This window comes from Frankia sp. CpI1-P (assembly GCF_001421075.1).
In the GTDB taxonomy this organism is placed as follows: Bacteria; Actinomycetota; Actinomycetes; order Frankiales; family Frankiaceae; genus Frankia; species Frankia torreyi.
In genome coordinates this window covers 21,097-33,319 of the sequence record NZ_LJJX01000064.1, presented here as the reverse complement: position 1 = coordinate 33,319, position 12,223 = coordinate 21,097, and the positions used below count along the sequence as shown (strand labels likewise).

Annotated in this window: 6 protein-coding genes and 10 pseudogenes; 11 read left to right on the top strand and 5 right to left on the bottom strand. The window is 72.0% G+C overall.

Annotated elements, in window-relative coordinates; translation table 11 throughout:
- Positions 1-179: pseudogene (locus FF86_RS27210) on the top strand (transposase); the annotation flags it as partial.
- 425 nt (positions 180-604) lie between these two features.
- Here FF86_RS27210 and FF86_RS27205 read toward each other — a convergent pair.
- From FF86_RS27205 to FF86_RS58840, 4 genes and pseudogenes are all read right to left on the bottom strand, one after another.
- On the bottom strand, positions 605-1,312 hold the full coding sequence (locus FF86_RS27205; RefSeq protein ID WP_044887970.1) for a TetR/AcrR family transcriptional regulator: 708 nt from the start codon (positions 1,310-1,312) through the stop codon (positions 605-607).
- A gap of 14 nt (positions 1,313-1,326) precedes the next feature.
- Positions 1,327-1,505, bottom strand: a pseudogene (locus FF86_RS58850) (SDR family oxidoreductase); the annotation flags it as partial.
- Position 1,506: 1 nt separating this feature from the next.
- Positions 1,507-1,822: pseudogene (locus FF86_RS58845) on the bottom strand (SDR family NAD(P)-dependent oxidoreductase); the annotation flags it as partial.
- Position 1,823: 1 nt separating this feature from the next.
- The coding region (locus FF86_RS58840; RefSeq protein WP_242419710.1) for an SDR family NAD(P)-dependent oxidoreductase at positions 1,824-2,142 on the bottom strand (319 nt) is incomplete at its 3' end.
- Between the two features lie 283 nt (positions 2,143-2,425).
- On the opposite strand from FF86_RS58840, the pseudogene FF86_RS58835 reads away from it, so the two are divergent.
- The 5 genes and pseudogenes from FF86_RS58835 to FF86_RS58825 all read left to right on the top strand — a co-directional run.
- Positions 2,426-2,569: pseudogene (locus FF86_RS58835) on the top strand (toll/interleukin-1 receptor domain-containing protein); the annotation flags it as partial.
- 1 nt (position 2,570) lies between these two features.
- Positions 2,571-4,435, top strand: a pseudogene (locus tag FF86_RS58830) (tetratricopeptide repeat protein); the annotation flags it as partial.
- A gap of 1 nt (position 4,436) precedes the next feature.
- Positions 4,437-4,515 (top strand): annotated as a pseudogene (locus FF86_RS63235) (hypothetical protein); the annotation flags it as partial.
- 1 nt (position 4,516) lies between these two features.
- Positions 4,517-4,570, top strand: a pseudogene (locus FF86_RS63230) (hypothetical protein); the annotation flags it as partial.
- A 1-nt stretch (position 4,571) separates the two neighbouring features.
- On the top strand, positions 4,572-5,608 hold a 1,037-nt coding region (locus FF86_RS58825), incomplete at its 5' end, for a tetratricopeptide repeat protein (RefSeq protein WP_255355944.1).
- A gap of 215 nt (positions 5,609-5,823) precedes the next feature.
- On the opposite strand, the pseudogene FF86_RS36570 reads toward FF86_RS58825, so the two are convergent.
- Positions 5,824-6,141 (bottom strand): annotated as a pseudogene (locus FF86_RS36570) (hypothetical protein); the annotation flags it as partial.
- Between the two features lie 146 nt (positions 6,142-6,287).
- Between FF86_RS36570 and FF86_RS68690 the strand changes: the two are divergent.
- From FF86_RS68690 to FF86_RS27165, 5 genes and pseudogenes are all read left to right on the top strand, one after another.
- Positions 6,288-6,923 (top strand): type II toxin-antitoxin system RelE/ParE family toxin, encoded by a 636-nt coding sequence (locus FF86_RS68690; RefSeq protein WP_370657260.1) that lies wholly within the window; start codon positions 6,288-6,290, stop codon positions 6,921-6,923.
- A gap of 92 nt (positions 6,924-7,015) precedes the next feature.
- Positions 7,016-7,153 (top strand): annotated as a pseudogene (locus FF86_RS58820) (helix-turn-helix domain-containing protein); the annotation flags it as partial.
- A gap of 1 nt (position 7,154) precedes the next feature.
- Positions 7,155-7,200 (top strand): annotated as a pseudogene (locus tag FF86_RS63225) (hypothetical protein); the annotation flags it as partial.
- A 2,315-nt stretch (positions 7,201-9,515) separates the two neighbouring features.
- Positions 9,516-11,783 (top strand): glycosyltransferase family 39 protein, encoded by a 2,268-nt coding sequence (locus FF86_RS63835; protein ID WP_044887966.1) that lies wholly within the window; start codon positions 9,516-9,518, stop codon positions 11,781-11,783.
- A gap of 114 nt (positions 11,784-11,897) precedes the next feature.
- On the top strand, positions 11,898-12,209 hold the full coding sequence (locus FF86_RS27165) for a hypothetical protein (RefSeq protein ID WP_128423396.1): 312 nt from the start codon (positions 11,898-11,900) through the stop codon (positions 12,207-12,209).
- Positions 12,210-12,223: the final 14 nt, after the last annotated feature.

The window sequence follows — 12,223 nt, the reverse complement described above, 5'->3', positions numbered from 1 at the left end:
CCAACCCGGCATGGCAGGACGAGTACCGCCGCTGGCGTCCCCCGGTAGAACGCGGAATCGCCTGGCTGGTAGCCCACGGCAACCGCCGCGTGCCCTACCGCGGCGTGACCCGCAACGACACCTGGCTCCACCACCGCGCCGCCGCACTCAACCTCCGCCGGCTGATCAACCTCGGACTCNCCCACACCAGCACCAACGGCTGGNCCCTGACCGCCGCACCCCCTTAAACCACGGCCATCCACCCCCACCAGCACCCCGCAAGATTTTCAGTGATCTTCTAGACGCGGCTCGACTATCGGGTCCGAACCAAGCTCGTCGCCCCGGGTCGTCTGCTGATCCGTCAGCGCTGCACGGTCGCCCGCACCCGGCTATCCCCAGCCGGGTCTGCGGCCAGACTGCGGCCAGATGGTGCCGAGGCTTCGGTACGGTTTTCGGGCGCGAAACCGTACCGAAGCCTCGGCACGATTTCGCGCACAAACGGTCACACAAAGACGCGATGGATGTGGCGGCTGGTGGGCAGGCCGAGCCCCGAGTTCCCCTCCCTCGTCCCATCAGATCCTCGTGGCCGAACACCACCTGGGACGGCCGCGCAGGACCGGGCAGCTCAGGCGTCCGGCGGAGACAGGCCCTGAGCCAGTAGCGCGGCGAGGGCATCCGGGTCGACGAGGGTGTGGTCGGGCTGGTCGAGCAGCGGTGCCATCGACGCGGCGAAGGTGAGCAACTGGGCCGCGGCGACCTGCTCCGGCGTCGGGACGTCGCACCCGAAGATCCGGGCGAGCCGGCCGGCGATCACGGTCGCGGCGGCGTCGGTGCTCTCCATCGCCCGCCGCCGGATCTCCTCGTGGACGGCCAGTTCCTGCAGGACGATGCGATGCACCGGCGACGGCCGGCCGAGCACGACGGTGAGATGCCGCCACAGCTCGGCGATCGCCCGGCGCGACTCCGCCCGCTCCGACGAGGGCACGTCGGGCGCGGGCAGATCGGGCGCGGGCAGATCGGGCGACGGCACGTCGGACGGGGCCAGATCGGGCGCGGGCAGGTCGAGTTCGCCGAGGGTGGTCACCCGATCTCGCTGCACGACCGCGAGCAGCAGGTCCATCTTCGTCTTGAAATGGTAGAAGATCAGCCCGTGCGGCACGCCGGCCGCCGCGGCGATCCGGGCGGTGGACGTCCGGTCGAACCGGTGCTCGGCGAACAGCACCTCCGCGGCGGCCAGGATGCGCTCCCGCGCGCTGAGTTCCGGCTCCCCCGGCGGGGCCACGCTCGGCGTGGTTGCCCGGCCCGCGCCGGCACTCCCCTCGCCGCGCCCCACGTCAGACCTCGGCCTCAGAACTCGGTGTTGCCGGCGTCGGGGGCGATCTCATGCGCGGTGATGAACTTCGACTCGTCCGAGGCCAGGAACAGCACGGTGTCGGCGACGTCCTCGGGCTCGGTGCCGTCGACCGGCAGCAGGTTCATGAACATGGGGCCGAGCCGATCGTAGCCGGCGATCCCCTCCTCGATCCNCTCCCGCATGCTGCCGGTCCCCATCGGCGTGTTCACGCCGGTCGGGTGCACGCTGTTGACCCGGATGTGGTGCTGGCTCAACTCCGCCGCGAACGCCTTCGCCATGCCACGCACCGCGAACTTGCTCGTCGTGTACGGCACCATGAACGGCTGCACTTTCAGCCCCGCCGCCGAGCTGATCAGAATGATCGAGCCCCCGCCGGCGCGCACCAGGTGCGGCGCGCCGACCATCACCGTGTTCCACACCCCGGTGACGTTCGTGCTGATCGTGTCCTCGTAGATCTGCGGGGTCACCTTGTCCCACGCCCGGGGGATGNAGATCCCGGCGTTGGCGACGACGACGTCGAGCCGGCCGAGCTGCGCCACGCCGTCGTCGACGATGCGACGCAGGGCCTCCAGGTCGCGGACGTCCACGATCCCGGACACCACGCGGCGCCCCGTCTTCTCGATCAGCGAGACCGTCTCCGCCAGGTCCTCCGGGGTCGCGGAGAGATAGTCGACGCTCGGCAGGGGCGCACAGACGTCGACCACGATCACGTCGGCGCCCTCCTCCGCGAGCCGCAGCGCGTCCGCCCGCCCCTGCCCGCGCGCGGCCCCCGTCACCAGCGCGACCTTGCCCGCCACCCGACCGCTCATCGCCGTCTCCGATCCCAGGTCAGCATCCTCGGCCACCGCCAACCGGACGCTTGGTTGAGTACTCACTCAGCCTACGACCTATCTCCCGTTTCATGTCAATGACGCACAATGGGTGCTCCTCCCGTGACGTCGCTGGACATAGCTGCCCACGCCCAACCCTCCGTCGCTCGTCCGCCCACCGCCGAGACCGNCGCCCGCGCCGAGCCGGAGCCCTCCGCGTCCGATTTATCCCTCTGACTGAGCGAGGGGTGGGTCGTTTCGGTAACTATGGGATGGTTGTTCGGTGACCGTCGGGGGCGAGGGGGACGCGCTCGACTGCTTCGTGTCGTACGCCGAGGACGGCCAGCCCTGGGCCGAGTGGATCACCGGGACGTTGGAGAACGCCGGCCTGCGGGTCCTCGTCGAATCCTGGGACCGGGCGCCGGGCNCCCACCAGGTCTCCTGGCTGGACCGGGCGACAAGGCAGGCCCGGTACACGATCGCCGTCGTCTCGGACGGCTACCTGGACTCCCCGACGGCGGTCACCGAATGGGGCGCGGCCTGGTCGCCCCGCGTGGCCGACGGCGATCGTCGGCTGCTCGTCGCCCGGGTGACCGACCGCCCGGTGCCCGGCCTGCTCGGCCAGATCGCCCCGGTCAACCTGTTCGACCGCGGCGCGCTCGCCGGCGAGACCGCCCTGCTCGCGGCCGTGCGCGGCGGCGAGCCCGGGCCGCCGGAGGGGGGCCGCGCCGCGCGTCACCCACACAGCCCGATCCACCCCGGTGACCTGCCGGCGGTGTGGAACGTGCCGTCGCCGCCCGCCGCGTTCGTCGGACGCGGCGAGGCGCTCGACCGGCTCGACGCGGCGCTGGCCCGCTCCCCGCTGGTCGCCGTCACCGGACTCGCCGGCATCGGCAAGACCAGCGTCGCCACCGAGTACGTCCGGGCGCACCGCCGGGACTTCGACGCCGTCTGGTGGGTGCCCGCCGGGCGCCCCGCACTGCTCGGCGACCGGATCCGCGCCCTCGCGCCGGCGCTGGGACTGCCCGAGCACGCCGAACCGGCCGCCGTGCTGGCCCGCCTCGACCGCGCCGACGGCCGCTGGCTGATCGTCCTCGACGACGCCGCCGGGACGGCGCTGCCGGACTGGCTGCGCCCCAGCGAGACGGGCCGCCTGCTGCTGACCTCCCGCAACCCCGACTGGGACCGCCTCGGCCAGGTCGTCGCCCTGGCACCGCTGGACCGCGCCGAGTCGATCGCCCTGCTCACCGACCGGCTGCCCGCCGTCGACCTCGCGGTGGCGGCGGGCATCGCCGCCGAACTCGCCGACCACCCGCTCGCCCTCGACCAGGCCGCCCACCGGATCACCACCGGCCGCCTGCCCGCCGAGGTCTACCTGCAGGCGCTGACCGACCAGCCGGCCCGCCTGCTGGGCCAGGGCGAGGTGCCCGGCCGCCCCGGGACCACCGCCGCCACCCTGTGGGACGAGCCGATCCGCCGGCTGTCCGCCGACTCCCCCGCGGCGGCCGAACTGCTGCGCCTCGCCGCCCACGGCGACGCCACGCCCCTGCCGCTGCACCTGCTCACCGCCGCCCCGGACGCCCTCGACCACGCCGAGCTGCGCGCCGCCGCTGCCGACCCGCTCGACCTCGCCGACACGATCGGCGCCCTGGAACGCTCCGCCCTGGCCCACCGCGACGGCTCCGCCGTGACGATGCACGCCCTGGTCCGCGCCGCCGTCCGCGCCGACACCGCCCCCGAGCACGCCGACCAGCTCACCGACTCCCTGCGCCGGATGCTGCACGCCACCCTGCCCGCCGACGTCGCCGGAAACCCCGCCGCCTGGCCCGCCTGGCGCGAGCTCCTCCCCCACACCCTCGCCGTCCTCGACACCGCCGCCGACGCCCGCCCCGACACCGGCCCCACCCCGGCAAAGACCGGCCCCACCCCGACCGAGGCCGACGCCGCCACCGTCGTCGACGGCCCGCACGCGGCCTGGCTCGCCGAGCACGCCGCCGCCTACCTGCTCGAACAGGGCCAGCCCGAGCAGGCCCTACCGCTGGCCGAACGCGCCGCCGCCGCCCGCGAACACCTCGCCGGCCCCGACCACCCCGACACCCTCACCGCCCGCGAAACCCTCACCCGCGCCACCCTCGCCGCGGGCCACGTCGACGACGCCGGCCGCCTCGCCACCCGCACCCTCGCCGACCGCTCCCGCCTCCTCGGCCCCGATCACCCCGCCACCCTGGAATCCAGGGCCACCCTCGCCTGGGCCTACCAACGCGCCGGCCACCTCGACCACGCCACCACCCTGNTCGAACACACCCTCACCGCCCGCACCCGCGTCCTCGGCCCCACCCACCCTGACACCCTCGAAAGCCGCCACAGCCTCGGNCGCGCCTTCGACGCCACCGGGCACGGTGACGAGGCCGCCAGCCTCCTACGTGACNCTCTCACCGACCGCCGCCGCATCCTCGGCGACGATCACCCCGCCACCCTGGACACCACCCACCAGCTCGCCGTCACCTACAGCCGACGCGGCGCACTCGGCGACGCCACCCCCCTCCTCGAACAGACCCTCACCACCCGCAGCCGCGTCCTCAGCCCGGACCACCCCGACACCCTCAACACCCGCCACCACCTCGGAATCGCCTACCATCAGGCCGGACGCCTCGACGACGCCACCCGAGAACTCGACCGAGCCCTGTCGGACCGCGACCGCGTCCTCGGCCCCGACCACCCCGACACCCTCGACAGCACCCACGACCTCGCCCGCACCCACCTCCGCGCCGGCCGACCCGAACAGGCTGTCCCCCTGTTCGACCGTGCCCTCACCGGGCGCGAACGTGCGCTGGGCTCCGACCACGCGGAGACGACGCGGACCCGCGAGCTTCTCGCCGACACCCACCTCAGGCTCGGACGGCCCGGCGACGCCGTGCCTCATCTCGAACGCGCCCTCGACCGCCACGAACGCGTCCTCGGTGCCTCGGATCCGCAGACGGTCGATGCCCGCGAGGTCCTCGCCTACGCCTATCGGCGCAACGGCCAGGTAGAAATGGCGATCCCCCAGCTCGAACGGCTACTCGCAGAGCAGAGCAGGGTGCACGGCGTCGCCGACGCACGCACCCTGCGCACCGCCGACGGCCTCGCCGACACCTACCGCGCCGCCCGCCGACTGCCACAGGCCATCAACCTCAACGAGCGAGTCCTCGTCCTGCGTGAGCAATTCCTCGGTTCCCATCACCCGGACACCCGCACCAGCCGGGACAGCCTCGCCGACACCTACCGCCAAGCCGGCCGGCCCGCAGATGCCGTCGGCCTTCACCGCGATGCGCTCGCCGACGCGATGCGGGAACACGGCCCGTTCCATCCGGACACCACCCGGGCCCGCCGCACCCTCGCGGACACGGTTGAGCAGAGCCGCCGCGCCGTGTCACCACCGGAACGACCGACCTCGGTCGAGCCGAGGTTCGACTCTCGATGGTGATCAGGATCGGTTTCGAGATCTGATCAACCCTGGTCGTCCGCCTCGCCGGGTTCGTCGGCCTGGGGAGGGGACAGCCGATCAAGCTTGTCCAACTTACGCAGCAGTGCTTCCTCCGCCAGCTCCCGCGTGGACCGACCGTCCGCAGAGGCCGACCGCTGCTCTTCCTCCCGCAGTCGGNCCTCCTCCCGGGCCGACTCCGCGTTCATCAACTCCANCGTCTCCCGCCGGAAACGCCGGAACTCCTCGTCCTCCCACTCGCGCTCCTGTTCGGCGGCGAGCTGGTTGGTCCAGTCACGGCCGTAGCGGGAGTTCCAGGTGCGGCTGAAGGAGCCGTCCCAGTCGAGCGGGCGGGTGGACTTCCGGTCGTCATTTGCCCGCTCGGGCGCGGCCGGCTCGGCGTCCGGCTCCGAGTCGGCGTTCACCGGCTGCGCCGCGTCGGCGTCCACGGACGGATGGGGATCGGGCGGTGACGGATGGTCCGGATCATGTCCGGTGGCCGCGTCGCCTGTCGGGTCATCCGGTTCCGCGGACATCGCCGTCCTCTCCCGCTCAGGGACCTTGCCGGACACGGTCATCTGACTGCCTTCCGCCCGGCGATCACCTGCGGCTTGATCGGTGACGGTAGCCGGTCACACCGGAATGTTACGGGTTGGGCCGTCTACGTGATCCGGCCTGGCACGTGCCGGTCAGGAGTCCGTCCGGCGGCGGCGCAGCCTGGAGAACCATCCGGCGATCGAGATCGCGTCACCGATCCCGCCGCCCGTCAGGAGACCTGCGGCTGCCCCGGAAAGCCGATCGCCGCATTGCTTGCAGAGCCGGCGGCCAGTCACCGTTTCCGTCGGCCGCCCCGTCTTCCGCTCCCCGCACTCATCGCAGGCGAAGGTCTCGATGTCACCGCTCCCATCCGGCCGTACCGGATCACCACGCCGATCACAACCTTCCCACGAGGGAGCCGCGGACTCATGATCTAGTTGAGCAATGGTTCCTCAACCTGTGCCGCACGGACTCCGCCAGTGCGGACCTGGTCGCCGAGGCCATCGACATGCTCGCCGAACACGGGCCCGGCCTGGGGCGCCCGCTCGTTGACAGACTCACAGGCAGCACCTACCACCACATGAAAGAACTCCGACCGGGCTCGGCCGGGGCCACCGAGATCCGGCTGATTTTCGCCTTCGACCCACGCCGGGAAGCGGTGTTTCTCGTCGCGGGCGACAAGTCCGGCGTTTGGCGCACCTGGTACCAGACCGCAGTCCCGCTCGCAGACGAAAGATTCGGCGAACACTTGAGGATCTTGAAGGAACAGGAGGGATCATGACCACACCGTCGAACTGGCGTGATGTCAAGGCCCGCGCCCGCGCGACCGATCCCAGGTGGGACAGCNCCGCGCGGACAGCCCGCCGCGCTGAGATGCGAAGCCAGATGCTCGCCTCCGTCAGCGGCGCGCAACTCGCCGAGATCCGCAATCAACTCGGCCTCACCCAGGCACAGCTCGCCGAAGCCACCGGCCTGACCCAGGCGAGGATCAGCCAGATCGAGAACGGCACCNCCACGGGACTGGAGGTTCTGCGCACCTACATCACCGGCCTCGGCGGNCACCTCGACATCGTCGCCCGCATCGGCAACATCCACCTCAACATCGCCTGACAACCGGCATCAGCATCTGCTGGACTGGAGCGATCCCGCCCNAACACGGCGTTAGCGGCACGTAGGCAACGGATCGCCAGCTGGGCTCCGATGCGCCGAGCCGACCAGGTCTGCTACCTACGTCGCGCTCCGGCCTTCCAGCACATCCAAGATCGAATACGTGTCCGGAGCGGCCAGGCGAGACGCACTCCTTAGAAGTACACTTCTAAGAAGTACAGTTAGACCTTCTGGGAAGCGGCGGTGGCGGACGTGATCGAGAAGCCTGCGCACGTGTTCGACCGCGACTTCGAGTGGGGCCACCTGGCGCGCTTCGCGGCCCGGGTGGGTGGGCCCGCCCAGCTGGGGGTGGTCAGCGGGCGACGGCGGCAGGGCAAGACGTTCCTGTTGGAGGCGCTGGCTCGNCAGACCGGAGGGCTCTATTTCGGCGCCACGGAGGCGACCGAGACCGAGTCGCTGGCGCTGTTCGCCGAAGCGCTCGCCGAGGCAACCCGGCTGCCGACGCCGCCGCGGTTCGCGACCTGGGACGAGGCCGTTCGGTACCTGTTCTCGGTCGGTACGACCCTTACGGGCCCGGTGGTGATCGACGAGTTTCCCTATCTGAGCATGGTGTCGCCGGCGCTGCCGTCGATCCTGCAGCGGGAGTTCGACCGCGCCGCGTCGGCGGCGCAGCGGGGCGAGCCGGGAGTATCGCTGTTGCTGTGTGGCTCGGCGCTGTCGGTGATGGGTCGGCTGCTGGCCGGCAGCGCGCCGCTGCGCGGCCGGGCGAACCTGGAAGTCGTGGTCCACCCGTTCGAGTATCCTTTGGCGGCCCGGTTCTGGGGCATCACGGATCCGCGGCTGGCGGTCGCGCAGCACGCCGTCGTCGGCGGCACCCCGGCCTATCGCAGGTTCGTCAACGACGATGTCCCCGCCGGTCCCGGTGACTTCGACGACTGGGTCCTGCGGACGGTCCTCAACCCGGGCAGCCCGCTGTTCCGGGAGGCCCGCTACCTGCTCGACGAGGAGGCCGGCGTCCGCGATGCGNCGATGTACCACTCGGTGCTCGCCGCTGTCGCCGGCGGTTCCAACACTCGCGGTGGCATCGCGAGCTACGTGGGCCGGAAGGCCACCGACATCTCCCATCATCTGGGTGTCCTGGAGGACTGTGGGCTGCTGCGCAGGGAGGAGGACCTGTTCCGCCAGGGTCGGGCGGTGTACCGGATCGCCGAGCCGCTGATCGTCTTCTACCAGGTCGTCATGAGGCCACGCTGGGGTTTCCTGGAGAGCGGTCGGGGTGCCCCGGTCTGGCGGGACGCCCGCCCTCGCTTCTCCGCGCAGGTCCTCGGCCCCCATTTCGAGCAGCTCTGTCGCGACCACGCGGCCTTCGCCCCGTCCGCCCGGTTAGGCGAGATCCCCGGCGAGGTCGGCGCCGGTGTCGTTGCCGACCCCGCGCGCAAGACCCAGATCCAGATTGACGTGGCCGTGCTGGCCCCGTCGGTGCCCGGCGAACCCCGCCGCATCCTGTCCCTCGGCGAGGCGAAGTGGGGCGACGTCGTGGATTCCCGTCATGTCGACCGACTTCGCCGTGCCCGCGACCTGCTCGCGGCCCGCGGCTACGACACCCGCGACACCATCCTGACCTGCTACAGCGGCGCTGGNTTCGACCCGTCCGTCACCGCCGCCGCGAACGACCGCGTCGCCGCCGTCACCCTCGGCCAGCTCTACGAGGCACCCCCAACCAGCTGACGCGGGCGGATTCCGCATCCTGTTCGCCTTCGATCCCGAGCGCCGCGCGGTCCTGCTCGTCGCCGCAGACAAGGTCGGGCAATCCCGCACGATGAGACAGCCGTCCTCGGCGGCGAGGATGCGGCGGCCCCGTCCCAGGCACAACAGGACAGAGAGATGGCCGGAGGGGGGTGAGAGTGCTCCGCACGCACGGGCCGAACGCCAATCCGTTCCGGGTTCAACTTTCAGCGATCATCAGGCCTGTGGAAAGCACTGCAGCGAGCGGCACAACGATCCGAGATCACGATGAAGGTCTACATCGACACGGACGCGGCTGACGCCGGACCACGGCGACCGGAGTCATCAACAACGGGCGAGGTCGCGGCGCCCCTGCACCCGGCCCTGATCCTGCGGACGAAACGCTTCGGTGGCCGCCAGGTCCGCAACCACTCGAAGTTCCTGTCGATCATCATGGCTCCGAGAGTCGGAGCAGGGGCCGGCGGCGGCCCATCCGATCACTCTCAGCTTGCGCACAGGTTGCACGGTGAGTATCCAGCGTATGACGCAGCCCGAGGACCCCTCCAGCGCGACGGTCCTACCCAGCGTCGCGGTCAGCGCCGACGCCCCGGCGGTTCCGGCGGCGCGCGACGGCGATCACGGCGATGCCAATGATCACGCTGATGCCGGTGCGCCAGGGGCGCCCCTCAGCGCGGGCGATCCGCCGCCGGTGAGCCGATGGCGGCGGGCGGTGCGCGGCCGGCCGGCGGATCCGGTGTGGGCCCGGCCGGCGCTCGTCGGGCTGCTCGCCGCGGCGGCGGTGCTCTACATCTGGGACCTGGGCGCCTCGGGCTATGCGAACAGCTTCTACGCGGCGGCGGTCCAGGCCGGGACGAAGAGCTGGAAGGCGTTGCTGTTCGGATCGCTCGACTCCGGGAACTTCATCACGGTCGACAAGCCGCCGGCGTCGCTGTGGGCGATGGCGCTGTCCGGGCGGATCTTCGGCTTTTCGAGCTGGAGCATGCTCGTTCCGCAGGCGCTGGGCGGCGTGGCCGCGGTCGGCCTGATGTTCGCGGCCGTGCGCAGGTGGTTCGGCCCCGTCGCCGGCCTGCTGGCCGGCTCCGCGCTGGCGCTCACCCCGGTGGCGGCGCTGATGTTGCGCTTCGACAACCCGGACGGCCTGCTCACCTTCGTCCTCGTCCTGGCCGGATACTGCCTGGTCCGCGCGCTCGAGGAGGCGTCGACGAAGTGGATGGCGGCGACCGGCGCCGCGCTCGGCCTGGCCTTCCTGACGAAGACGCTGCAGGGTTTCCTGGTGCTGCCCGCGTTCGCGCTGGTCTACCTGATCGCCGCGCCGACCGGCTCGTGGCGGCGGGTGTGGCAGCTGCTCGCGGGCGGGCTGGCGATCGTGGTCGCCGCCGGCTGGTGGGTGGCGACGGTCGAACTGTGGCCGAAGGGTTCGCGTCCTTACATCGGCGGTTCCACCGACAACAGCGCGCTCGGCCTGGCCTTCGGCTACAACGGCGTGGGCCGGATCTTCGGCGGTGACGGCAACCGCGGCGGTGGCGGCGGTGGGTTCGGCGGCGGCCGGACGAACCTGAGCGAGCTGGCCAGGCGCGATCCGCAGCTGGCCGAACGGGTGCAGGCCGCGCTGGGCGGCCGCGGTGGTGGTGGTGGCGGCGGCGGTGGCGGGTTTGGTGGCGGCGGTGGGTTCGGCGGCGGCGCCGGCTGGGACCGGCTGTTCGGCGACCAGATCGGCGGCCAGGTCTCCTGGCTGATCCCGGGCGCGCTGATCCTGCTCCTCGGCGGCCTGTGGGTGACCCGGCGGGCGCCGCGCGTGGACCGGACGCGGGCCGCGCTACTCCTCTGGGGCTCCTGGATGATCGTGACGTCGATCGTGCTGAGCTTCGCGCAGGGAACCTTCCACCCCTACTACACGGCGTCGATCGCGCCGGGCATCGCCGGGCTGGTCGGCGTCGGCACCTGGACGCTGTGGCGGGCCAGGCAGCAGTGGACGAGCCGGCTGCTGCTGGCCGCCGCGGTCGCGGCGACCGGAGCCTGGTCGTTCACCCTGCTGGACCGCACCCCGTCCTGGTATCCCTGGCTGCGGGTGGTGGTGGCGATGGCCGCCGTCGCCGCAACGGTGGCATTGCTGATCCGGCGCGCGCTCGTCGGACGGATGGCCATCGCGGTCGCGACCTGCGGGCTCGTCGCCGTACTCGGCGGCCCGGCGGCGTTCGCGGCCGTCACCGCCACGATCCCGCAGTCCGGGGGCCAGCCGACGGCCGGGCCCGCGGTCCGCGGCAGCCGCGGTGGAAACGGCGGTCCCGGTCGCCTCGGCGCGTTCGGCGGCTCCGCGGCGGCGAGCGGCCGACGTGCCGGCGGGTTCGGCGGCGGGTTCGGCGGGTTCGGCGACGGGTTCGGCGGGTTCGGCGCCACGAACGCCCGGCTGGCGTCGCTACTGAAGGCCAGCCACGGCTACCGGTGGGCTGCCGCAGTGCAGGGATCCTCGGCCGCGGCCGGCCTCGAACTCGCCTCGGACACGTCGGTGATGGCCATCGGCGGCTTCACCGGGCGCGACCCGGCGCCTACCCTGACCCAGTTCGAGAACGACGTCCACGCGGGCCGGGTGCACTACTTCATCGGCGCCGGCCAAACCGGTGGCGGCGGATTCGGCGGGTTCGGTGGCCGGTCCGGCGGGCCGGGCGGCACGATCAGCACCTGGGTCCAGCAGCACTACAAGGCGACGACGATCGGCGGCGAGGCCGTCTACGACCTCACCGCCCCCGCGACAGCGTCGTCCGCCGGCCCGGCACGATCGAGCACGTGAGACGAGTTCCTCGCGCGTTCGCCTACGCCGAGCGTCGGCGGAGGCGGTGCATGGCTGTTTCCGAGCCTGGCCTGAACCGGCCTGAGCTTCACCATCCCCGATGACAATTGCGTGGTGCCGAACCACCATGACCGCGCCGCCATCGAGCAGATCGTCGATCTGCTCGTCGGCCGGCTCGCCGCCCGCCTGCGCACCGAACAGGGCATCGATCTCACCCTCGGCCCACGCGCCCGCGCCCGCCTCCTCGTCGAACTCACCACCGACCAACACCTCGACGACCACAGCATCGGCTCCGCACTCGAGGACATACTGATCGCCCCGCTCGATCAGGCCCTGAGCACACACGACCCGACCCGGTCGGGCACCCTGACAGTCACCGACGTCGCCCGCGAGTACGGCACCTGGACGGTGTCCCTCAGAGGCTGAGGCNAGGGCGAGGG

Bases quoted from the DNA above. Each gene is read 5' to 3' on its own strand.
- FF86_RS63835 (WP_044887966.1), top strand. From the start codon at position 9,516: ATGACGCAGCCCGAGGACCCCTCCAGCGCGACGGTCCTACCCAGCGTC.